The sequence below is a fragment of the Ruminiclostridium papyrosolvens C7 genome (assembly GCF_000421965.1).
GTDB lineage: Bacteria > Bacillota > Clostridia > Acetivibrionales > DSM-1351 > Ruminiclostridium > Ruminiclostridium papyrosolvens_A.
Genome location: NZ_ATAY01000007.1, coordinates 1 through 25,432 on the forward strand (window position 1 = coordinate 1; position 25,432 = coordinate 25,432).

The following is a 25,432-nucleotide window of genomic DNA, read 5'->3' on the forward strand; positions in this document are numbered from 1 at the left end:
CTGTAAATTTTTATCTTGCTTTTAAATAACAAAGCAGCCTTCTATTGTATAGCCTGTACAATAGGAGGCTGCTTTGTTTGCATATTGAGGAATCTATTTAATTTACCGAAATTATCCCATTACAACTTCAACCTGATGTGTCTTTCCATCATTGAATACAGGAATTATATTACCATCAATTTCATTTCCGTCTACAACAAGCTTCTTAACTCCTTTTGAAACGTGTTCAGGATTACTGATGGCAATTTCAAAAATTGCATTTCTGAATTTTCTTGTAACTTTGTAACCCTCCCAGCTTACTGGTATACACGGGTCAATCTTCAGCCCTAAATAATCGGGCTTAATTCCGAGTATATTTTGAGAAATAACAACAAAGTTCCATGCTGCAGTACCTGTAAGCCATGAATTCTTTGCTTCTCCCGGTCTCTTGGCATCCTTGCCCGCAATCATCTGAGAATAAACATAAGGCTCAGTTTTATGGATCTCACTTATCTCTTCAGTATATGCAGGAGCAATTTTTGAATAATATTCAAATGCCCTGTCTCCTCTGCCTATAGCTGTTTCACCAGCAATTATCCATGGATTATTGTGGCAGAATATGCCGGCATTTTCTTTATATCCTGCAGGATATGTAGATATCTCACCCATATTCACATAGTATTTTGTAAATGCTGGATTTTGGAGTACAAGTCCGTATGGAGTATCCAAATACTTTCTTGCAGAATCTAGAGCTTTCTCGACATAACCGTCTTCCATACCTATTTCAGCCATAGAACAGAAGCCCTGTGATTCTATGAATATCTTACCCTCTTCATTTTCATTACTGCCAATCTTCTCACCGTTATCATCATAAGCACGAATGAACCATTCTCCGTCCCAACCGTACTCCTTAACAGTCTTCATCATTTTATCAATTTCAATTTGAGCCTTTACAGCTTCATCTTCAAGCCCATTAAGCTTGCAAAGCTTTACATACTCAGGACCATAATAAACAAACATTCCCGCTATCAAAACAGACTCTGCAACTTTACCCTCTTTACTTGTAGTTGTCTGGAATGATTCGTCTGGGGTCTCTGAGAAGCAGTTAAGGTTCAGACAGTCATTCCAGTCTGCCCTTCCTATAAGAGGTAATCCATGAGGTCCAAGATTATTCACAACATGATAGAAAGATCTTCTTAAATGTTCAAAAAGAGAAGCAGCTTTCTTATCATCATTATCAAAAGGAACATCTTCCTTTAGTATGTCCATATCACCTGTTTCTTTAATATAAGCAGCAACAGAGGCAATCAGCCACACCGGATCATCATTGAAATTACCACCTATTTCGTTATTACCCTTCTTTGTTAGAGGCTGGTACTGATGATATGCACCACCGTTTTCCAACTGGGTTGCAGCTATATCAAGTATTCTTTCTCTTGCTCTGTCAGGTATCTGATGTACAAATCCCAATATATCCTGGTTTGAATCTCTGAAACCCATACCTCTACCGATACCTGTTTCAAAATATGAAGCACTTCTTGACATGTTAAAAGTAACCATACATTGATATTGATTCCAGATATTTACCATTCTGGAGAGTTTTTCGTCTTTATGCTCCAGATTGTACTGTGTAAACAGCTGGCTCCAATAGTTCTGCAGTTCTTCAAATGCTGCCTGAACCCCTGCAGGATTACCCTTTTCTTCTATCATTTTATATGCTTTCGTTTTATTTATAACGCCTTTACTTTCCCATTTATCATTGACATCGTTCTCAACATAACCCAGAATGAAATCAAATTCCTTTTCTTCACCTGCTTTTAAATCAACGGTTATGCAATGCGAAGCCATTGGGCCCCATCCGTCAGCCATTGTATTCTTAGGTTCACCACTAACAGGAACCTGAGGAGCATCAAAACCATTATATAAACCGACGAACTGATCTCTGTCAGTATCAAATCCTGTTAATTCGGAATTAACAGAATAAAAAGAAAAGTGATTTCTTCTTTCCTTGTATTCTGTTTTATGATAAATTACTGAGTTCTCAACTTCAACTTCACCTGTGCTTAAATTTCTTTGATAATTAGTCATGTCATCATATGCATTCCATAAGCAGAATTCAATACATGAGAATAATTTGACACTTTTATTATCAGATGTTGTATTCTTAATTCTTACACGATGAATTTCACCATTAAATTTTAATGGAACGAAATATAATACCTCTGTGCTGATACCATTTTTGCTTCCGGTTATCTTGGTATATCCCAAGCCGTGTCTGCACTCATATGAATCCAGCTCAGCCTTAACAGGAGACCATCCCGGTGACCAAAGAGCACCGTTATCGTTTATATAGAAGTATCTTCCTCCCATATCTATCGGGACGTTGTTATATCTGTAACGGGTTATTCTGCGCAAACGTGCATCCTTATAGAAGCAATAGCCACCTGCAGTATTAGATATCAGAGAAAAGAAATCCTGAGTTCCAAGATAATTTATCCAAGGATAAGGTGTTTTAGGTGTTGTGATGACATATTCTCTATTCGAATCATCAAAAAAACCGTATTTCAAATTTATAACCCCTTTCAATTGTCGAATTATTTTATGAGAAATCTATGTTAAGACTATAACAAGTTTCTCTAATAATCATTATTTAAAATTTTTATATTTAGAACTATTAATAAAAGAAATTTTCGTAATTAGTATTTTCTTAGAAAATCAAAAAGACGGGGGTCCCTTTTTAGAGACATTTATTTGAACATTAGCTTCTCTTCTCAATTCTTCCCCCGCCTGTTTCTACTTTTTCAAAATACTTTTACAACACAGATATATTGTTTATAGACAACAAGTAAAACAATACTTTTTATTTTGGTATTGCATAATTGCCGATGCCATTTTTTCGTACAAAAAGTTTAATAATGCAACTTTTTGTAGAAAATCAATCTATTTATATTTTATTCAAATTAAGAAAAACTTGAATAGAACAACTTGCTTTAATGTGCAATATTTTGTCATGGCTTAGTTGTAATAATAATAATCCATATTTACATTACCCAGTTAATTTTCTTTGAGCAGTCATATATCTGCTCAAAGAGTAATTTAACCAGTTTATTTCAAACTTGCTCAATACCTTTATTATTAGGTAAGCGAAACAAAAACCAATTTTATTCGTATGTACAAAAGAAAATCTGTACATAACCCTGCATTAGCCTTTTACAGACCCAGCAGTAATACCTTGAATAAGTGATTTTGAAAATATCAGGAATATGATGAACATAGGTATTGTACCAATAACCAAGGCTGCTATTCTGGCACCATAGTTTGCTCTGTACAAGGCATCCAATGTTGATAATCCAAGAGTTACAGTGTACTTCTTCTGATCACTGATTAATACCAGTGGTAACAGATAACTGTTCCAAGATGCCATAAAGGATAATAAAGCCTGTGAACCAAGGGCCGGCTTAATAAATGGCACGACCAATTTGAAGAAAATGCCACCTTCAGTACATCCGTCCATTCTTCCGCTCTCAATTATTTCTGTTGGAACGCCTTGAACTGTATATTGTCTTATCCAGTATACTGCAAATGCATTTGCAGCTGCCGGAACGATAAGTGACAAATGTGAGTCAGTCCAACCAATTGTGTTCATTTCAGTAACAAATGCTATCAGACCCAGCTGAGTAGGAAGCATCATAGTAATCAAAATAGCATAATATGCTGTCTTTTTAAGCTTAAAGTTAAATTTAGCAAGTGCGTATCCGCACATGGCACATACAAGTACTGTCAATACTGTTGTAAGAACAGCGATGTATATACTGTTAAAATAAAATTTTCCAAAACCCGCATTTAGAAATACATCCTTAATGTTAATCATAAAGTTGTTTCCGGGCAATAAATGAAGGTCGGTAAAGAGAGCATTTGTATCATATGTACTCATTATTACCATAAGATAAAAAGGACCTATAGCAATTATTGAACAAACAGCGAGAAATATGTATAAAATAAAGGAATAAACTTTATTAGATTGCTCCATCTTTATCCCCCCCATTCATAAACTTTAATGAAATAAATGAGAATACTGCTATTACAATAAACATTCCATATGCAACAGCACTACCATATCCATATTGGGAGTTCTGGAACGCACCCTTACCCATGAGCATTACCAAAGTCATAACCGTACTATCCGGTCCTCCAGAGTATGGTCCCGTTTGATAATTTCCCTGAGTATAAATAATATTTGGTTCATCAAAAGTCTGGAAACCACCTATAAGAGATGTGATAACCATATATATAATTATAGGCTTTATCATTGGAAGAGAAATGTTCCAGAAATTGTGCCATGCTCTGGCTCCATCAACACGTGCAGCCTCATACAGTTCCTCCGGTACTGATACAAAACCGGCTATAAAGAACAGTACGCAGTACCCTGTGTATCTCCACAACATGATAACTGCAATAACTACTTTAGCTAATTTAGGACTTGCAAGATATTCAATCGGCTCTTTAAGAATATGCAATTTCATTAAGATTGCGTTGATTGTTCCGGATGTACCTCCATCAAAGAAGAATGCCCACAACAATCCTGCAGCTATCGGTATAACAAGATATGGAGTAAAAACTGCAGTCTTAAAAATTTCTTTATGCCTGACAAGCTTTGAATTAATCATATATGCAATAACTATTGAAAATATCAACTGCAACGGTATCAACATAAGCATGATAATTGCAGTATTTTTTAGAGCTAGAACAAACTCCCCATTTTCAAACATTCTTTGGTAATTTGCTAATCCTACAAATTTTACTCCGTTGTATCCGTCCCATTCATTAAGACTCATATACAAGGTAAATATTATAGGTATTAAAGAAAATGCTATGAAAAGCAGGAAGTAAGGTGCCATGAAAAGATACGGTGCCGATTTCTTTGAGAGATTTTTCATTACTAACCACCCCCGTGTGCTTGATTAAGTACAAACTGTAAAATAATCAAGGAGAGGGAATTTCACCCTCTCCTAAATCATCAATAACATTCAGATAATTCCGAAATTACTTCAATTCAGGAACATTTTTCTTCATATCAGCAATCATGAAATCAACTGCTTCTTGAGCTGTCTTTCCTTTTTTGATTTCCTGTAATCCTTTTACGAAGTTAGCTTCAAGGAAATTATCGTACTTACCGAGTGATTTAACTTTAACTGAATCCATGTTGTCCATGTAGAATTGTCCAACATCCTGTCCGCCCCAGTACTCTTCTTTTTGACTGAAGAAGCCTGGTTTATCCATGAATTCTTTTACAGGAGTAATATTCATACCAGTTGTGAATGAATTTTTAACACCATTTTCGTTAAGTACCTGGTCAGCAATGTATCCCCAAGCTGCATCCTTAACCTTTGAATCCTTCCAGATTGACAATGCAGTACCACCCCAGTTGAACATTCCGCCTGGAGCTACTGTTACTCCCCAGTCACCTTTACCCTTGGTATCGGCTGGTTCTATAACGTACTTGAGGAACCAAGGAGCTGCTGCTGAAAATACATCTTCGCTCTTAGCAAATGATGCAGTCCAGTTAGGAGCCCACATGTCATATTTGTTTATAACGCCGGCTTTCCACATCTTTTCTATAATCTGGAAAGTAGGAAGATAAACTTCGTTAAACTTGATTGTTCCATCTTGAATTGGATTTTGAGGATTATATCCGTCAACTATATGGAATATATCTCTTACTGTTCTGAACGCATAAACTTTCTTACCATCTATCTTAGCATCCTTGAAGGCAGCGATTACATCATCCCAAGTCTTAAACTTGTCTGCCAATACTTTAGGATCATCAGTATTGAACAATTTCTTTGTCATGCTTCTTCTGTAAGCAATACCTGATGGGTTGAACTGTGTTGGAGCTCCTAATACCTGTCCCTTGCTATCTGTAACAAGTGGTAATGCCTTGTCAGCCAATTTGCTCTTATCGAAGTTGAAAGGAGCTTGTGAAAGATCTTGACAAATATCCATGTCAAAGAGAGTTCCTCTGAAACCAACTTCTCCTCTGATTACATCTGGTAAAGCTGTTTTTGCTGCAACTGCAGTCTGTATTTTCTTAACATAGTCTGCACTTGCAACCGGTACTGATTCAACCTTTACATTTGGATATCTGGTATTGAAATCAGCTATTGCAGTTTTAAGCTGGTCCTGATTTTCCCAGTTCCACATTACTACCGTTCCGGAAGCCTTTGTAAAGTCTGTTGATGTAGCAGCTGGTGAAGAAGTAGTTGCTACTGAACTAGTGCTAGCAGCTGAACTTGATGCAGAAGCAGTGCTATCACCTGCATCTGTGTTTCCGCAGGCAGCCATACCAAGCACCATAACGCCTGTTAAAACAGAAGCTATTACCTTTTTAAACATTTTAAAATCCTCCTTTTTGTTTTAGCAATTTCATATTGAAATGCTTACATTAGTGCCATTAAAGCACTTTGCAACATTTATTCTATAAAAATAGACCTTCTTTCTAAATAGATAATGTTGCTTTATGTTTTAATATTTTGACTACATAGATATAGCAAGAAATTGCACTAAAAAAGACACATATTCTTACAATTATGTGTCTTTTTTGACGATTTTCATTATTTTTTAAAACTATAGGTCAAATTTTGTCCATTGTTAAAACATGGTTACGTGCAATTATTTCCATTAAAAGTCAATATTGAACACCATGTTAGTATAATAAAATCAAAATAAACTGTCTCTGTATTCAGATGGCGTCATTCCCGAATACTTTTTAAATAGCTTGGAAAAATAGTGCGGGTCAGAAATACCAACCTTCTCTGCTACTTCATAGGTCTTATATTTTACATCCTTTAGAAGTTCCTTTGCTTTATCAATCCTGACATCGTTAAGGTAATCTACAAAGCTTTTACCCAACTCTTTTTTAAACATCCTGCTGATATAGAAGGTACTAACGTATATATTTTCTGCTACTTCGTTAAGAGTTACCTGCTCATTGTAATGGTCTTGTATATAATCTATTGCTTTGCGTAATATGAGTTTTATACTTTTATTATTAAAACTGTTAACCTTGGATGCTATTTTTATAGATACTTCTTCCAGCAGGGAGTTAAGTTCTTCTGCTTTATCGGTCTTTTCTATGAGTTTTATCAGACTTGCTATATCCTCACCTTCTGAATATTTTTTGTCCGTATCCACCGATGAAACTGATATTCTAATGTTATTTATTGAAGACAATGTTGTATAATAAAAATTTCGCATATAGTGGATATTTATATTGTTATTTGTCAGATAATCAGATATGAGCTTTGTATTTTCCCTTACTCCTAGCTCATTTCCCGATTTTATATTTTCAATAAGTTGTTTTTGATACTTGTCCAGTATGGAATAGTCTTCATATCTGAAAAATGAGTTTAAGTCACTGTACTGAATTATAGAGTTTTCTCCCATATAGCTCTTATATTCCAATGATCCCAGACACTCCCTTAGTTTGTCCGGAAGTTCCATGGCTTCTTTTCCGTTTGAACTGACGGCTATTGTAACTGTAAAACCAAATCCGCTATTTATAACCTCCTGTAGATAGGCACATTTTTCACTTACCTTCTCAATATCCAAAGGTGAATTATCAGATTTCTGTATTATAAAACCTACTCTGTTACTGTTGAGCATTATACTTAAAACTTCATAATTCTCTGCAAATATTTCTTCAAAGGATTTTACAATGCCGAATTGGTATAGATGTTTATCATACAATGAACTGTTTGATTTATCGTTGTAGTCGTTTTCCATTACAACCAAAACAAAATTCCGTATTGATATATCAAAGAGCTTCATTTTTTCGTATATTTCATTTTCACTTGTGTTGAGTCCGTATATAATATCATAAAGAAGTTTTTCTCTGAGTACTGGAATATTTTGCTCAAAAAGCATCCTGAACCGCTCAATCTCGTTGTGCTTGTTCTTTTGTTCATTTAATTCATTAACTGCCTTTGTCAGTACAGAAGTCAGTTCTTCAATTTTTGAGGGTTTAAGGAGAAAATCAAACGCTCCGCATTTAATAGCTTTCTGTACATAATCAAAATCCCTGTACCCCGTTAGTATTATTATTTTTGTATTTGGGACAATTTCCTTTACCTGCTTGATCATTTCAAGTCCGTCCATTCCAGGCATACGGATATCTGTTATAATTACTTCAGGTAGATATTTTTTTATAAGCTCAAGTCCTTCGATACCATCACAGGCATCTGCGCAAACCTCACAATCAAGCTGTTTCCAATTAATAATGTTCTTGATGCCTTTTCTTATTATGGATTCATCATCAATTATTAGAACCTTGTACATAATAACTCTCCTTAGTATTGAATGTTTGAAGCGGTAAAGAAACCGTTACTTTAGTAAATATGTTAACACTGCTCTCTATTTTGATACCGAATTTTTCACCGTAGAAGAGTTTTATTCTTCTATTTACATTATCTATACCAATACTCTTATTTTTTTTCTCTCTAAGAGATTTAAAGTATGTGTCATTATCCATTTCAAGACTCTTATTTAACTTTATAAGATCTTCTTTTGATATTCCGTTGCCATTGTCAATTACTTCTAATATTATTAAATCTTCCTGTATTCTGGCATTGAGCATAATGACACCTTTTTCTCTGCTGTTTTCTACTCCATGATAGACAGCATTTTCGATTAACGGTTGTATCAAAAGTCTTGGAATCTTTATATACAGAACCTGAGGGTCTATTTCTTTTTTCAGTGTTATTTTATCTTCAAATCTGCGTTTTAAAAGGGATATGTATTTATCTATATACATAAACTCCTCTTCGATGGGTATAAGCCTGTCATCCCTTCCTATACTGGCTTCAAGCAGTGCAGAAAGATCCGTTACTATATCGCTTATCTCAGGGACATTATTTAATTGTGCCATCCAGTTTATTGATTCCAGTGTATTAAAGAGAAAATGAGGGTTTATTTGGGACTGTAATGCTTTCAGTTCAGCCTCTTTGCGCGTAATTTGTTCCCTGTAAATCCATGTAACCAGATGGTCAATCTCTTTAGCCATATTATTAAAGGTCTTATGCAGGAAGCCAAGTTCATCACTTCGGTCAACCTCAATATAACTGTCTGGTATATTGTTTATGTTCATATTTTTCATTGCCTTTACCAACCTGTTGATTGGTTTTATCATATCAAATGACATGTAAATGCTCACTACAGACAATATTATAATAGATGCAAGACAAAGCATAATTATCCTGTTTCTCAATGTATTTACATCCGAATATAATTCATTTAAAGGAACAAATGTGACTATTCTCCAATTAATATTATCTTTTAAATATGTATAAGCAACAAAAATATTATTTTCCTGATCTATAAAAGAATCCTCATCATACGGTGTATCCTTTATTATGGATTTATACCTTTCCAATGCTTGTTTATTCTTTGAAACAATTATATCACTATTTGGTGAAAGAATTGTAGTATTTTGCATGACCTCAGATTCGAGTCCCTTTAAAACATCCTTCAAAGAATCCATTTTTATTTGGACTACCAACATTCCTATTTCCGTATAATCATCCCTGTTGTATACCTTTTTTACTAAATAGGCATTCTTGACAACTCCTGAGGACGTTTCAAAGAACCATGCTGCTTTTCTGGTAACTTCATCAGCCTTTTCACTCATTCGGGAGTATTCTCTGTTTACTACTGACCTCAGCTCCGAATCAGTACTTGGATACCTTCTCGGCAGTACTAAACCGCTGTCAGTTACTATGCAGATAGAATTAATTTCCGGTCTGTTTCCTTTTACCGTTATAAATAGGTTTGTTAATTGAGAATCTATTTCATGAATGCCCATTTCCGTTAAGTCATTATTGTTATTACCCGTGTCATAACTGATTAGTGCGTCGTATATATTTTTATCCATACTTATGTCACCGGATATGTTGGTCAAATTTGTTACCGTATCCTGTAGTCTTAATCCGATTGAGCTAAGTACATCGTTAGAGTACGAAAGAGATTTACTATTAATTATTTCTTCTGAACTCTTATACGCGAAAAAGCCTACAAATATAAGAGGTATTAAAATTTGTAGGTTTACTACAAGCAGTAATTTCTTTTTTATTGATATGTTTTTATAAAATTGTGAACTTCTAAGTATTTTAGAAAACATGCTTGAAGTAATTTTATTTATCATTATCCCACCATATCCTAAGTACGAGTAATTATCAAAATGCAATTATAAATCATTGCAATCTATTTAATGCTTTATCCCATATTTCTTCCGCAGAGATTTTATTATCAAGATAATTTGGAAACTCCTTAACAATAACCTTTTCCCATGTGCTTCTATCTATTACGTGATCAGGAATGGCACACCTATTCCGTTCCGGAGTTTTTTCATAAACACCGATACTTTGTTGTGCCAATGCATTGTAGGGGGTTTCCATTGATATGTTTAATGTACTGAATAAGCCGGATTCTTTATATAAATAGTCTGATGTCTCCTTTGACGTAAGGAACTTCATAAGTTTTACCGTGTTTTCTTTACCTTCTGGTGTGCTCCATGCACTTTTACTTATGTAAAAGGTTCCCCCACCTAAACCTGCAGGTATTTTACTACTTCCATTTCCCATGGACGGAAACGGTATCATTTCGACTGTTTTATCAAATTTACCAAAGTATGCTGCAAACCACGACCCCTGAACTATCATGGCTGCCTGTTTCTTAATAAAAAGATTGTTTCTTTCTTCGCTGGTGATAGATATTAAGTCGTTTGGAAATGCATGCATTTCATATAGTTCCTTCATATATTTCATTGCATCTATGTAGCATTTATTTATCTTATTATTAACTATAAACTTTTCTACTCCTTCGTTTCCTCCGAGGCTGGCAATCATATTCTGATATATATATGAACCTTCAGCGGTAGCGTTATAGGCTATAGGGGTTATGTTATGCTTATTAAACATATTTATTGCATTTTTAAGCTCCTGATAATTTCGAGGTATTTTTACACCAAATTGCTGAAATAAATCCTTATTGATAAACATTCCTTCAAATACAAGCTCAAAAGGTATACCAAATATTCTGTTATTGTAGGTGGTCAAATCAAAGTAGTTTCCCTTGAAACTCTCCATCCATTCGCTGTCCTTCCTGAGCATGTCCGTCAGGTCAGCAAGCTTATTTGCTCTAATCATGTATTTTATATCCGAGCATGGCCATAAACCAAAAACATCTGGTTCGTTACCTGACGCAAACCTCGTTTTAAGAGTAGGCAAGTATTCATCTCCAAAAATAGACTGATTGGAAACTTTTATAGTAGGATTTTCATTTTCAAATTTATCTAGCAAATCCGTCAAACAGCCGGCTTTGCTGTCAACACCTCCCCAACTTGTCATTAAACTTATTGTACTGGTTTCAGTGTGAGTAATCTTGCTGTTATGAGCATCCGAAACATACGGATTACCACTACCGCAGGAAACCGACATAATACTGACTAATGTAAATAGTACTAAACATAAAAGTTTTTTTGAGAGTTGCATTTGTTTCACTCCAATTCTTATTTTATATAGCCATTTTTGTCTACTATTAAGAACGAGGATAACACAATCATTCAGGAAAATCCTAAATTTTTTATACCATATACAATTATAAATACTATTAGGCATATATTGCAATATATTACAATTAAATAATGGCTCACTGCAATATAATTTATTAGCAATAAAATAGCAGCAAGAGCTGAATTCCTGCTGCTATTTTAATAATAAAATGCTAGACAATTTTTAATGTTACTTCATTATTTTCATCCAGGTCTATCCCTACAAGAGAACCTTCTTTTATTATACCTTTTAAGTACTCTTCTGAAAGGCGATCCTCTATATAGTTCTGTACTGTTCTTCTCAAAGGTCTGGCTCCAAACTTAGGATCATAACCTTTTTCCAAAATAAATTCTTTAACCTTATCGGAAACATTTACTCTGATATCCTTTTCACCGGCTTCATGGTAAACTTCTTCCAACATCAGATCGATTATTTTCTTTAATTCCTCTTTTCCAAGTTCAGTAAATACAATTATCTCATCTATTCTATTGAGAAATTCCGGCCTGAAAGTTTCTTTTATTACATCTCTTACCCTACTTTCAAGGGCAGTATAGGTATTATTTGAAAAACCTATGCCACCGGATTTTAAATTTGTTCCTGCATTTGATGTCATGATAATAATTGTATTCTCAAAGTTTACAGTCTTACCGTGACTATCTGTCAACCTTCCGTCTTCAAGAATTTGAAGCAGCATATTGAATACGTCCGGATGAGCCTTTTCTATTTCATCCAAAAGTATTACCGAATACGGTCTTCTCCTTACTTTTTCTGTTAATTGACCTGCATCATCATATCCAACATATCCCGGAGGTGAACCAATTAATTTGGAAACTGTATGCTTTTCCATGTATTCAGACATATCAAGCCTTATTAGCGCCTCTTCACTTCCAAACAGTTCAGTTGAAAGCGCTCGTACAAGCTCGGTTTTACCAACACCTGTTGGCCCTACAAAAATAAAGGATGACGGTTTTTTCTTCTTTTTAAAACCTGACCTGCTTCTTCTTATTGCTCTTGCTACGCCTTCTACAGCCTTTTCCTGTCCTATTACCCTTTGATGGATACGTGTTTCCAGGCTTATTAGTTTTTCGGCCTCACCCTCGGTAAGCCTTTGAATAGGAATTTTAGTCCACGCTTCTATTACTGCTGCTATATCTTCCATAGTAAGTTCAACATCTTTACTGGTATCCTCTATATCTTTAATAAGCTCATTAAGCTTACACTCATAGACCTTTAAATCTGCTGCCTTCTGATAGTCTTCTATTGAATCGGCTGAAACTGCAAATTCTTTCTCTTCCTGAACCCTTTTCAGTTCTTCCTTATATGACTCAAGCTCAGCCAGTTTTGTATTTCGCAGATTGGCTCTGGAGCCTGCTTCATCTATTACATCTATGGCTTTGTCAGGTAAAAGTCTGTCGGTAATATACCTTTCAGAATAATTTACTGCAGCCCTTACTATCTCATCACTTATTTTAACTCTGTGATATTGTTCATAGTAGTGTTTGATACCTCTTAAAATTTCTATACTTTCCTCAATGGATGGTTCATCAACAATTATAGGTTGGAATCTTCTCTCCAAAGCAGTATCTTTTTCTATATGCTTTCTGTATTCATTCAGCGTTGTAGCTCCAATTACCTGAATTTCACCTCTGGATAATGCAGGCTTTAAAATGTTTGCGGCATTCATTGCCCCTTCAGCCTCGCCGGCACCCATTATATTATGAAGTTCATCGATTACAAGAATTATATTTCCGAATGATTTGGCTTCTTCGATTATCCCCTTCATCCTGCTTTCAAACTGCCCTCTGAACTGTGTACCTGCAACAACACTGGTCATATCCAAAAGATAAACCTCAGAATTCTGTATTTTTGCAGGAACTGTTTTTTCAGCAATCCTTAATGCCAGTCCTTCCGCAATAGCAGTTTTACCTACACCGGGTTCTCCTATTAAAACAGGATTGTTTTTAGTTCTTCTGTTTAAAATCTGAATAACTCTTTCAATTTCACGGGTTCTGCCTATAATCTTGTCAATACTTCCTTCTTTAGCCTTGTCAATAAGATTAGTACCGTACATTTCAAGATATTTCTTCTTTTTAACAGTCTTTTTATCCTGAGCTTTGGTTTTAGTAGAATTTTTATCCTTATCGTCCCCGTCTTTATCCTGCCCTACGGGTTGAATGCTTTTTGAATTGTTTGCTTCCATATCATTTGCCTTTGGAAATGCCTTATTCAATATACTAAAAAAAGGATTTGCCTGATTAATGTTTTCAGGGTCTACCTGCATTGCTTCCATTATTTCAGACCCATCCATCTCTTCAAGCATATCTCCTACTTGTTTGCTTATATTATCAAGCTCATATTCTGTCATACCGGTTTGTGACAGTAATTGATCTATTGGCTGTAAGTTCTGTTTCTTTGCGCAGCTTACACACAAGCCTTCCTGAATCTGCTTCCCGTCTATAATTTTTGTTACAAACACAACTGCAATATTTTTATTACAAATGGAACATTTTATCATTTAATCACCTCTTCTTTTAATTCCAGTATATTCCTTCCAATATATATACTATATTATTTCCATAAATGTCCAAAAATTTATTATTTAAACTACTTTTTTATCTATATTAGTTTTTACTAGTATAACACAAGTACATTTCGAGGTCTAACCGATTTGCTTTTATTTTTTTGATTTTTGTCTTATATAAGTAGTTCATATACTAAAAGACGAATAAACCTGAATTATAGTCCTAATATCTAATCTATACGACTTTAATTCAGGTTTATTAATGTATAATTGTAAACATTCTTATTCAGAAATAAGTACGTTTTTTTAATAACTATTAAGCAAAGAATTTAAATATAGTTGTTATAAATGCTCCAATTATTGCTGATACAGGAATTGTAAATATCCAAGCATATACTATATTTCTTGCCAGTGCCCATTTTACAGCAGATAACCTTTTTGAAGCTCCAACACCCATTATTGATGTGGATATAACATGTGTTGTACTTACAGGTGCTCCGAAATGTGTCATTGTTTCAATAACAATTGCTGCGCCTGTTTCAGCTGCAAAACCGCCAATTGGCTGAAGCCTGATCATGTTTACACCTATTGTTTTAATAATTTTCCATCCGCCTATTGACGTACCAAGTGCCATTGAAACAGCACATGCCAACATAACCCAAGGCTGAACCCCTGTATGGCCATTATTTAAATTTGCACCTATTAATGCCAGCGTTATTATTCCCATAGACTTCTGAGCATCATTATTTCCGTGTGAATATGCCATAAATGCTGCTGAAAGTATTTGTAATTTAGAGAACCATTTGTTTACGAACCTTTGAGAAAAAGGACGAAGTATTTTGTATAGAAACGACATAAACACAAAACCAATTGCAAAACCTATTATTGGAGATGTAATTAAAGGTATAACAACCTTGTCCAGTACGCCTTTCCATTTTACTATGCTTAACCCACCTGAGTAAGCTATTGATGAACCTACAAGAGCACCTATCAATGCATGTGATGAGCTACTGGGTATACCAAAATACCATGTAATCAAATCCCATATAATTGAAGCTATTAAGGTAGCGATAATTACATATTGTACCTTGATCATGTCGCTATCAACCAGACCGTTTGTAATAGTATGGGCTACCTTACTGCTCGTTAATGCACCTACAAAATTAAGTACTGCAGACATTAAAATGGCCTTACGCGGGGACAAAACTCTTGTTGAAACTGCAGTAGCGATAGAATTTGCGGTATCGTGGAATCCGTTTATAAAATCAAATCCTAGTGCCAGTACAACAACTAATACTAATGAAACACTAAGCATTTTTCATAACAACCCCTTCTACTATATTCGCAACGTCCTCACAAGCATCTATGGTATTTTCAAGAAGTTCAAATATTTCTTTCCACTTTATAACTTCAACTGCGTCATGCTCAGTTATAAACAGATTTGCCATTGCATCTCTGAAAATAGTATCAGCTTCATCCTCAACATTGTTTACTTCAATTATTTTGTTCTGGAGCTGTTTGCTCTTCTTCATATTTTTCATTTCAATCATTACATTTTTTAGCTCGCTTGTTGCCCTGACAATCAACTTTGTCATGGTAACAGCTTCGGGTTTTACAGACTTAACGTTGTACATGCTAAATCTGTGCGCAGCAGTTTCAATGTCATCTGTAATGTTATCCAGTTCTTTTGCTATTGTGAAAATATCTTCACGGTCAATCGGGGTAATAAAAGATTGGTTAAGCTCATTTAGAATTTTATGGACATTACTATCGCATGCATGCTCAGTTCCTTCTATAGTTGAGATCTTTTCATTAACATTAACGTAGTTTGTAGTTAAATCCTCAAGAAGTGATGCTGCTTTGCAAATAATCTCACATGTCTCAATAAAATAGTCAAAAAATTTCTCTTCCTTAGGTGTAATTCTAAACATTTATAAATTACCTTCTTTCGACAAAATATAACATTTTTACTATTTAATTATATAGCAATGTAAATTTTTTTACAACAAAGTTAACATAGAATTAACAAACCTTCTTAGTATTTACTACAGTTCTATAGATAATGTAATTTTTTATTTTACATATTTTATTATATTATTTTTGGTAAAAAAGCTTGTACTTTTGGGGAATAATAAAAATATTTCCAAAGATAAGTACATCAAAATACTTATCTTTGGAAATATTCGGCTATAACTGAATTTACTTACTTTCTAAAATTTTGCTAAGATATTGTCCTGTATACGATTCTTTTACTTTTGCAACTTCTTCAGGAGTACCCTGTGCTATAATGATACCTCCTTTGTTACCACCCTCAGGCCCAAGATCAATTATATAATCAGAAGTTTTTATAACATCAAGGTTGTGTTCAATAACTACTATGGAATTACCTGTATCTACCAACCTTTGAAGAATATCTATTAATCTGTGAACATCAGCTACATGAAGCCCGGTTGTAGGCTCGTCCAAAATATACAGCGTATTTCCCGTACTTCTCTTGGACAACTCGGTAGCAAGCTTTACTCTCTGAGCTTCTCCTCCGGACAACGTTGTAGAGGGCTGACCAACCTTGACATACCCTAATCCGACGTCATACAATGTTTGCAATTTTCTCTGTATTTTGGGGATATTCTTGAAGAATTCCAAGGCATCTTCTATAGTCATATTAAGCACATCTGATATACTTTTACCTTTGTACTTAACCTCCAGAGTCTCCCTGTTATACCTTTTCCCCTTACAAACCTCACAAGGAACATATACGTCAGGAAGAAAATGCATTTCAATTTTTATAATTCCATCCCCACTGCAGGCTTCACACCTACCGCCTTTTATATTAAAGCTGAATCGTCCGTTTTTGTATCCCTTCATCTTTGCTTCATTGGTGGAAGCATATACATCCCTTATAAGATCAAATACTCCTGTATAGGTTGCCGGATTTGATCTTGGAGTTCTTCCGATTGGTGATTGGTCGATATTTATAACCTTGTCAATATTTTTTAAGCCTTTTATTGTTTCATGATTCCCCGGTTTGGCTTTGGCTCTGTATAACTGGCTGGCAAGGCTGTTATACAGGATTTCGTTTATCAGTGTGCTTTTTCCGGACCCCGAAACACCTGTAACCGACGTCAATACCCCAAGAGGAATCTTTGCATTGATGTTTTTTAGATTATTCTGCTTTGCTCCTACAATTTCAAGCCATTTTCCATTTGGTTTTCTTCTGGATTGTGGAACTTCTATTTTTTTACGTCCGCTGAGATATTGTCCTGTTAGTGAGTCCTCACATTTTAGTATTTCATTAAGTGTTCCCTCAGCAACAACATGTCCACCGTGGATGCCTGCTCCGGGGCCCATGTCAATAATATGGTCTGCAGCCTGCATGGTATCTTCGTCATGTTCCACAACAATTAGCGTATTTCCAAGGTTCCTAAGTCTGTTTAAGGTTTTAAGTAGCTTTTCATTATCTCTTTGATGCAGTCCGATACTGGGCTCATCCAGAATATAAAGTACTCCCATCAAGCCGGAACCGATCTGAGTAGCCAGCCTTATTCTCTGTGCCTCTCCCCCGGATAAAGTTCCAGCAGGTCTTGAAAGTGTAAGATAGTCCAGACCAACGTCAACTAGAAAGCCTATTCTGGCCGTAATCTCTTTCAATATCTGGTTTGCAATCATCTTATCTCTTTCACTTAACTCAATGTTGTCAAAGAAATCTTTTATATCAGCTACAGACATAGAAGATACTTCGTGTATATTTTTACCTCCAACTGTAACCGCAAGACTTTCTGGTTTTAATCTTGCACCTTTACAATCTGGGCAGGGATTGTTGCTCATGAATTGTTCATAATACTGCTTCATGCTTTCAGACTGAGTCTCATGGTAACGGCGTTCAATGGAATTGATAATTCCTTCGAATCCTGCCATATAAGATCCTTTACCGTATTCTCTTTCGTAATCTACTTTTATTTTTTCGCCTTTTGTCCCGTAAAGCACTATATCTACTACTTCTCCGGGGAGCTTATTAAACGGTGTATCCAAATCAAATTTATAATGCTTTGCCAAGGCATTGAATATCATTCTGGTATATGCATCCTCACTCTCAATATTCCAGCCTGTAACATTAATTGCACCATTTGTAAGTGACAGGGATCTGTCAGGTATAACAAGCTCAGGGTCTACCTTTAGAAGATTTCCTAATCCGGTACACGTCTGGCATGCTCCAAATGGATTGTTAAATGAAAACATCCTTGGTACAAGTTCTTCTATACTGATTCCACAATCACTGCAGGCAAAATTCTGACTGAACAGTATCTCTTCTTTACCGATTACATCAACAATAACTATACCACCGCTTAAGCGAAGTACTGTTTCCAATGAATCAACAAGTCTTTTCTGTATATCTCCACGGACTACAAGTCTGTCAACAACTATCTCAATATTATGCTTTTTGTTTTTATCTAATTTAATCTCATCATTTATATCTACTAGTTGCCCGTCGACACGCAGCCTCACAAAACCATCTTTTTTAGCATCCTCTATAAGCTTATGGTATTCCCCTTTTCTACCTCTTACCACAGGAGCAAGCAACTGTATCCTGGTTCCTTCTTCAAAAGATATTATCTGATCTACCATCTGGTCAACAGTTTGCTGTGCAATCTCCTTGCCACACTTCGGGCAATGGGGAATTCCTATCCTTGAGTACAAAAGCCTGAGGTAATCGTGAATTTCCGTTACAGTTCCTACTGTAGATCTGGGGTTTCTGCTGGTTGTCTTCTGATCGATGGATATCGCCGGAGACAAACCGTCAATATAGTCTACGTCCGGCTTGTCCATCTGACCAAGAAACTGCCTTGCGTAGGATGACAGTGATTCAACATACCTTCTCTGACCTTCAGCATAAATTGTATCAAAGGCAAGGGAAGACTTACCTGAACCGCTCAATCCTGTTATAACAACAAATTTATCTCTTGGTATCTCAACATCTACATTTTTTAGGTTATGCTCACGTGCACCTTTTATAAAAATATTATCCCTTATCATTTAAAACACCTTTTTCATAAATGTTATATTTTAACTATATCGTTAATTGTATCCTAAATACTTTTACCGCTTTTATTATTATATCAAATCATAAGACAAATGCAAACGTTTGTTCGATGTTTGCCAATATTTTATAAAAACCTGCGGAGTAAATTTAAAGGTTGATAGTTGTTTAACTATCTGCTATAATCACTTTGGTTAAAAAATTGAATATTAACGGGGAGCTGGAAAATAATCCGGCTGAGATAAGTATGTTTTACTTAAAACCCATGTACCTGATCTGGGTAATGCCAGCGTAGGAATTTTATTTTGTCATACTCTGCGCTTTCAATCAGGTATGGCATTTTTTATTTGGAGATCTATAAACAAACATATTACGTTAAAGAAAGGAATTGATACATTATGAAAAAAATGTCTACCAGAATATTGGTGGAGGCAGGAGTTTTTATTGCCCTTGCACAGATTCTCAGTTTTATTAAATATGAAATGCCCTACGGAGGCTCTATAACACTGGGAAGTATGGTTCCTATAATTATTTTTGCAATTCGTTGGGGTACAGAGCGTGGTATACTGGTGGGACTTGTTTACGGGTTTCTACAGTTTGCACTTGGAACCCATTTTTCTTATCACCCCCTTGGCATATTTCTTGACTATATTTTTGCTTTCGGCTGCCTTGGTCTTGCTGGAGTTTTTAAAAAGAATTTATTTTCTATAATTTCAAGTACTGCTTTAGCCATGCTCGGCAGATTTGCGTTTCATTTTCTTTCAGGTATTATTCTGTGGTATACATACGCTCCTGAGGGAATGAACATTTACCTTTATTCTCTTATTTATAACGGTCAGTACATGCTGCCTGAGTTTATAATAACATCTGTTATTATATCCGCTTTGTATAAACCATTAAGAAACTATATTAAGAGACAGAGTATTCTTTAGTCTGCTTGTATAAATGTCTATATGCCAAAAAAGATGATTCTTTATATTGAATCATCTTTTTTTGTTATTTATGTTTAATGTGAGCTACAGTATAATACATATCAATCCGCCGCTGCCCTCATTTATTATTTTCTGCAAGGTTTCCTGTAGTTTCAGCTGTGCATCCTCTGGCATTCTGAAAAGCTTGTTCTGCAATCCCTCATTTACGAGTTCATGGAGAGACTTTCCGAAGATGTTTGACTCCCATAGCTTGCCGGTGTCGTTTTCAAATTCTTTTAGCAAATATGAAACCAACTCTTCAGATTGCTTTTCGGTTCCAACCAAAGGTGCTATTTCTGTTTCAATATCAGCCCTTATCATATGTATTGTGAGGTACAAACAGAAGTACTCTTCCTATCCCGCAACACCCTATAGTCAAAGGGTTTTGTCAATACTTTAAAGTATACTTTCAAATCTATTTCATTTTTCTTGTCTGTCTCATATACTTCAATCTTTTCTAATAATGACTCTATTATTTTATTGTCCAGTCCATCATCATAATTAATTTCCTTTGCAATTACTTTTCTTAAGGTTTCAACCGAATAAGTTATTTCTTTGTTTTTCAATTCGTCCTCATCCAGTTCCTTTAACCTTAAACTCAGTTTATCAATCTCATCATTGAACCTATTGTTTCTTCTTTCAAACTCATCATCAGACAGTCTGCCGTTTATACTTAGTTCCAAAAGCTTGTCTTTCATTTTAAGTATTTGGTCAATCTCCGTCTTAACTTTGGCTATATCTTCTTTTATCTTGGATTGAGCTCCAAGACCTGAATACATTGTAACCATTTCATGTATAATTTCTGAACGGTTAACTATTATCTCATCGTATGCTTTCTTTATTATCATATCCAACTCAGATGTATATATGGCTGGAGAAGTACAACCCTCTTTACCCTTCTCAACGTACCTTTTACATTGCCATACTTCTTTATTCCCTGAGCTGTAACGATAAAGTGTTCTGTAATACGGAACATTATGCTCTGTACAAATTATTTTTCCGCTGTAGGCATACTTGTTTTGGTAGCTTGTCTTATCTTCTGCCGATTGTTTTTCACTTCTGCCTTTTAGTATATAATTTGCCTTTTGCCATATTTCTTCAGATACAATGGGAGGGACTGTCTCTTCATCTTTATACATAACCCATTCAGTCTGATCCAGATACTTTCTATCATGAAGCTTATAATCAAATTTGTGTGTTTTATTCCCGCAATAATACCCCATATATTTTGGATTTGTGAGGATACTCTTAATAGTAGAAAAAGAAAACGGATTACCTTTATTATTTCTTATTCCCATATTGTCAAGTTTGGCACTTATCCCTCTTATACCTATATTTTGTGTGGCGTACATATCGAAAATCAGTCTTACTATCTCAGCTTCCTTTTCATCGATTATAAGTTTTCCACTATCTTTTTTGTACCCCCATATTTTATTATTTCCAAGTACTACTCCATTTTCTATGGCTCTTTTAAAACCGAATTTCACTCTCTCAGATATTTTTCTGACCTCATCCTGAGCTATACTGGACATAATTGTCAATCTCAACTCAGCATCGGGCATTAAAGTATTGATATTGTCAGACTGAAAAAGAACTCCCACCCCATATGACAGCAATTCCTGAGTATACTTTATACTGTCCAGAGTATTTCTTGAAAATCTGGAAATCTCTTTTGTAATAATAAAATCAAACTTTTTGAGTTTAGCGTCTGAAATCATTTTAAGGAAAGATTCTCTTTTATTTACACTCGTACCACTTATGCCTTCATCTATATATCCGTCTACATATGTCCACTTTTGATTTCTTTTAATAAAATCCGAATAATATTCAATCTGGTTTTTCAGAGAATGAACCTGTTCATCCTTTTCAGTAGATACTCTTGCGTAATAAGTAACTCTCAGATTTAAATCATATATTGTTTTACCGGTATTAAGTTCGTTTCTTATATTGTACAAATCCATCCTACACACCTCATTTACACTTCTGTTTGTTACTTTTCATTATATTATCCGAATAATATTTGTCAACTGTTTTCCCAACAAAAAAGCACCGATTTCCGGTGCAATTTTAGTTTTAATATGTACTAATTTAAAAACCCATCCAATGCAGTTGTAGGCTTCCCATCTGAGTTCCAACAGCCTTTATTGTAACCGTTCATTCCCGGATACGACTCCGGTTCCCAATAGAATATTCCCAAACCCTTATTGTTCGGCAAAGATTTAGTCTTGTTTATCATGTCAGCAATAAACGACTTGCTCTCTGAAGCGTAGTCATATTGCATTCCTATTTCACAAATCATTATTTCTTTATTATACCTTGATACCATATCATTCATGTTCGAGAGGCATTGGCTTGAAAGAGCAGAATAGTTGTCTTTCTCAGGATATAGTGACATTCCGATAACATCATATTTTGCTCCGTTGGAGTTAAGGCCGTCAAACATCCACCTGAACAATGTATTGTTAAATCCATTTGATATATGTACAATTACCTTGGTTTTGGAGCTTACTGCTTTTACAGCATTATAACCGCAATTTACAAGCCATGCGAAATTCTTCATATTATTTGATGCTTTTGCATCCTCCCAAAGCATCCCGTTGTTGGTTTCATTACCAACCTGCACCCACTCGGGTGATATTCCGTTATTCCTAAGTTGAGTCATTACATCATATGTATAGTCGTATGTCATTTTCATTAATCCGTTGAAATCCAGATTTAACCAGGCCGTGGGTTTTGTCTGCTTTCCGGGATCTGCCCAAGAATCACTGTAATGAAAGTCGATCATAATCCTGAATCCCAAATTCTTGGCTCGCTTTGCCAAAGCTATAGTTTCGTTGGTACTGCAATGTCCATTCCATTTATCTGTTGACGGATTTACCCAAGTTCTGATTCTCACGGAGTTAATTCCGTAGTCTTTTAAAATTTGTAAACAATCCTGCTGAATGCCTTTATTATTATAGAACTTATATCCGTTTGCTTCCATCTGTGGAAGCCAGCTTATATCAGCACCTTTTGCAAATGTACTTGTAGGAATTTCAATCGGAAACTTTTCTATAATTCCTAAAATAAAACTTTTTGTCAATGAAATATCTAATGAATCTACGCTATCATCTCCGTTTACATCAGCAGCCTTTTTACCGTTAGAATCAGGGAAGTCGGTTATATTTCCCAGTAAGTAGCTTTTTATTAATGCATAATCCAAGGAATTTACTTCTCCGCTTCCGTCCACGTCACCATATACAAGCTGTGAAGTGGCGGCTGATACTATATACTTATTTACATGCATAAAAGAGTTATCGAGGACTAGCACCAAAACCAAAAGAGAGACAATAACTAATTTATTTTTTTTATAAGCACTCATTAAATCTCCCCCTGTATATTTCTTTCCAATGTAATATTAAGTATATTATACCAATTAATGTAACAAGTTTACAACCTTCATTATTTCTCCAACAAAAAAGCACTGTAAACCAGTGCTTTTATAAAAGGCCATTATAATTTTTGTATCTTAACGCTACCCCTTCAAAATTATTTCCTTTGCTTTTGTATACATTTCTTCGGTTATATACCCTTGTTCAAACAGTCGCTGGTTGATATGTAGTTTAACTTCTACTATCACAAGCTTTACTGCCTCTTCATTAAAAGCCATTTTAACCTCCAATGTATTTTCTGTCTGTTATAAATTTATTAGTTAAAAGCTTTTTTATGATTTAAATATAAAACCGTTAATTATTTCCGATTACTACAAACCGTGCGTGGACTCAAACAGGTAAAAAACTATTTTTATATAATATAATTAAATGTTATAATGTGTTATTATTGAAATGAATTATTTTTGAACAAAATAATCGAAAATGTAATATAAATATTTCAAAACTTCATTTTTTTTACATTAAATGATATCATTAAGGGGAAAAACATAATATAATGTAAATAAGGATAGGTTTGCTACAAAATTAATTACCCTTTGATTGAAAATAATAAAGATATTATCAAGTATTCCGAGCTTGGAGGGAAATATAGTGTTTATAATCGGTCAGCTGTTGATAAATACAGTATTTGCAATGATAACTGCCTACATAACTTACTTATTTCTTAAAGAAAATTTTAATATAAAAATACAACTGAATTTTTTAGTTGCATTTATTGCTTGTAATGGTGTGTTAAACGGAATTGTGTCAACCTTGTGGATGAGTGTACTTCCCATACCGGGCAATCTACAATTTCTTAAATCTATAATTTTGACAATCCTCAATATAATATTAATTAAGTACCTACTACGTGTTGAATGGCTAAAATCGGTGTTATCCTTTTGTTTGATTATACTTTTTGTTGGAGTAGGAAATTTTACAGTACCGTTGATTTTTTATTCCGTAGGTATTAATGCAACACCTGAGACAATAAATAACAATCTGTTTTTATTTTTTATTATGAATCTGATTATTTATTGCCTAGCTTTGGTTCTTATTAAATTTATACCTTATGCTAAATTAATCGGAAATATAAAAAACCTTACACCTGTAGGTATTTTACTTTTTATTACTATATTGATAATGGCCTCTTTTCTTGGAATGCATTTCGTAGTTCACTTTGACCCCGTCTCATTTGTTATTGTACTTATTTCATCTCTCTCATATTTCTCTTTCTCAGCTTGGTATATAAACATCTATCATAAATATGAAATGAAGAAGGAAGAACAAAAGCAACAGGAATTCTATAATGATTCCCTTGCTAACACACTTCATGATTTAAGACGTATAAAACATGATCAAATGAATCACCTCTCTGTCCTATACGCTATGCACCAAATGAACAAGTATGATGCGGCTGCTTCATATCTGAAAGAAATAATAGGGACAAGTCAGAGTATAGGAAATACCGCTATATATAACATTAAGAATGCCGGACTATTCGGATTAATATCATCTAAAGTAAACTATGCCAATAGCCACGGAATTAATTTTGACTTGGATACCATCGGCGAAGTTGATTCTATTCCCAATATTAAAATTTCTGATTTATGTGAGATAATAGGTATTTATCTTGACAATGCGCTGGAAGAGGTTTTAAATAACGGAAAACTAAAGCTTGATATGAAAATTTTAAGTACTGATGAGAGCCTTACAATCAGAATAGAAAACGAATGTACCAAAACACCAAACACGGAAAACTCATCTAAAGGAACAGATCGTGGAAACGGGCTAGTTATTGCAAATAAAATAATTGCTTCATATAAAAATATTTCAAGTTCTACTATATTTGATGAAAAAAGAATGCTATTCTCACAGGTTCTAAGAATAGCAAAAGAGGCTTAACAGCCTCT

General features: G+C 34.7%; 16 protein-coding genes, 1 pseudogene and 1 riboswitch. Of the genes and pseudogenes, 2 read left to right on the plus strand and 15 right to left on the minus strand.

What is annotated here, in order from left to right; all coding sequences use genetic code 11:
• Nucleotides 1–111: 111 nt before the first annotated feature.
• The 11 genes from L323_RS22450 to uvrA all read right to left on the minus strand — a co-directional run bounded on the left by L323_RS22450 (nt 112) and on the right by uvrA (nt 19,134).
• Nucleotides 112–2,547 carry a GH36-type glycosyl hydrolase domain-containing protein gene (locus L323_RS22450; RefSeq protein WP_020813884.1) on the minus strand — a complete coding sequence of 812 codons (2,436 nt, stop codon included), beginning with the start codon at nt 2,545–2,547 and terminating at the stop codon, nt 112–114.
• Between the two features lie 634 nt (nt 2,548–3,181).
• Nucleotides 3,182–4,009 (minus strand): carbohydrate ABC transporter permease, encoded by an 828-nt coding sequence (locus L323_RS22455; protein ID WP_020813885.1) that lies wholly within the window; start codon nt 4,007–4,009, stop codon nt 3,182–3,184.
• Nucleotides 3,996–4,916 (minus strand): carbohydrate ABC transporter permease, encoded by a 921-nt coding sequence (locus L323_RS22460; protein ID WP_020813886.1) that lies wholly within the window; start codon nt 4,914–4,916, stop codon nt 3,996–3,998. The genes L323_RS22455 and L323_RS22460 overlap by 14 nt, the downstream gene beginning before the upstream one ends.
• Nucleotides 4,917–5,022: 106 nt before the next feature.
• Nucleotides 5,023–6,372: an ABC transporter substrate-binding protein gene (locus tag L323_RS22465; RefSeq protein WP_020813887.1), complete on the minus strand. Its 1,350-nt coding sequence runs from the start codon at nt 6,370–6,372 to the stop codon at nt 5,023–5,025.
• A 324-nt stretch (nt 6,373–6,696) separates the two neighbouring features.
• Entirely contained in the window at nt 6,697–8,313 is a 1,617-nt protein-coding gene (locus L323_RS22470; RefSeq protein ID WP_020813888.1) for a response regulator transcription factor, read from the minus strand.
• Nucleotides 8,291–10,174, minus strand: coding sequence for a sensor histidine kinase (locus L323_RS22475; protein ID WP_020813889.1), 1,884 nt, complete (start codon nt 10,172–10,174; stop codon nt 8,291–8,293). The genes L323_RS22470 and L323_RS22475 overlap by 23 nt, the downstream gene beginning before the upstream one ends.
• A gap of 49 nt (nt 10,175–10,223) precedes the next feature.
• Nucleotides 10,224–11,522, minus strand: a complete 1,299-nt coding sequence (locus L323_RS22480) for an ABC transporter substrate-binding protein (protein ID WP_020813890.1) — start codon at nt 11,520–11,522, stop codon at nt 10,224–10,226.
• A 232-nt stretch (nt 11,523–11,754) separates the two neighbouring features.
• Entirely contained in the window at nt 11,755–14,097 is a 2,343-nt protein-coding gene (locus L323_RS22485) for an ATP-dependent Clp protease ATP-binding subunit (RefSeq protein WP_020813891.1), read from the minus strand.
• 322 nt (nt 14,098–14,419) lie between these two features.
• Nucleotides 14,420–15,418, minus strand: a complete 999-nt coding sequence (locus tag L323_RS22490; protein ID WP_020813892.1) for an inorganic phosphate transporter — start codon at nt 15,416–15,418, stop codon at nt 14,420–14,422.
• A complete protein-coding gene (locus L323_RS22495) occupies nt 15,411–16,034 on the minus strand; it encodes a DUF47 domain-containing protein (RefSeq protein WP_014314053.1) in 624 nt (207 codons plus the stop codon). Before L323_RS22495 ends, L323_RS22490 begins: the two co-directional genes overlap by 8 nt.
• 268 nt (nt 16,035–16,302) lie before the next feature.
• A complete protein-coding gene (uvrA, locus tag L323_RS22500; RefSeq protein WP_020813893.1) occupies nt 16,303–19,134 on the minus strand; it encodes an excinuclease ABC subunit UvrA in 2,832 nt (943 codons plus the stop codon).
• Nucleotides 19,135–19,341: 207 nt separating this feature from the next.
• A riboswitch (TPP riboswitch) is annotated at nt 19,342–19,454 on the plus strand.
• Nucleotides 19,455–19,536: 82 nt separating this feature from the next.
• Here uvrA and thiT point away from each other — a divergent pair.
• Nucleotides 19,537–20,070, plus strand: a complete 534-nt coding sequence (thiT, locus tag L323_RS22505; protein WP_020813894.1) for an energy-coupled thiamine transporter ThiT — start codon at nt 19,537–19,539, stop codon at nt 20,068–20,070.
• An 84-nt stretch (nt 20,071–20,154) separates the two neighbouring features.
• Here thiT and L323_RS22510 read toward each other — a convergent pair.
• The 4 genes and pseudogenes from L323_RS22510 to L323_RS41870 form a co-directional block, all read right to left on the minus strand.
• Nucleotides 20,155–20,439, minus strand: a pseudogene (locus tag L323_RS22510) (sporulation stage IV protein A); the annotation flags it as partial.
• Entirely contained in the window at nt 20,427–22,070 is a 1,644-nt protein-coding gene (locus L323_RS22515) for a recombinase family protein (RefSeq protein ID WP_020813896.1), read from the minus strand. The pseudogene L323_RS22510 and the gene L323_RS22515, both read right to left, overlap by 13 nt.
• 122 nt (nt 22,071–22,192) lie before the next feature.
• A complete protein-coding gene (locus L323_RS22520) occupies nt 22,193–23,470 on the minus strand; it encodes a glycosyl hydrolase 53 family protein (protein ID WP_020813897.1) in 1,278 nt (425 codons plus the stop codon).
• 153 nt (nt 23,471–23,623) lie between these two features.
• Nucleotides 23,624–23,758: a hypothetical protein gene (locus L323_RS41870; protein WP_014314058.1), complete on the minus strand. Its 135-nt coding sequence runs from the start codon at nt 23,756–23,758 to the stop codon at nt 23,624–23,626.
• A gap of 373 nt (nt 23,759–24,131) precedes the next feature.
• Here L323_RS41870 and L323_RS22525 point away from each other — a divergent pair, with 373 nt between their 5' ends.
• Entirely contained in the window at nt 24,132–25,424 is a 1,293-nt protein-coding gene (locus L323_RS22525; protein WP_020813898.1) for a sensor histidine kinase, read from the plus strand.
• The last annotated feature ends 8 nt before the right edge of the window (nt 25,425–25,432 follow it).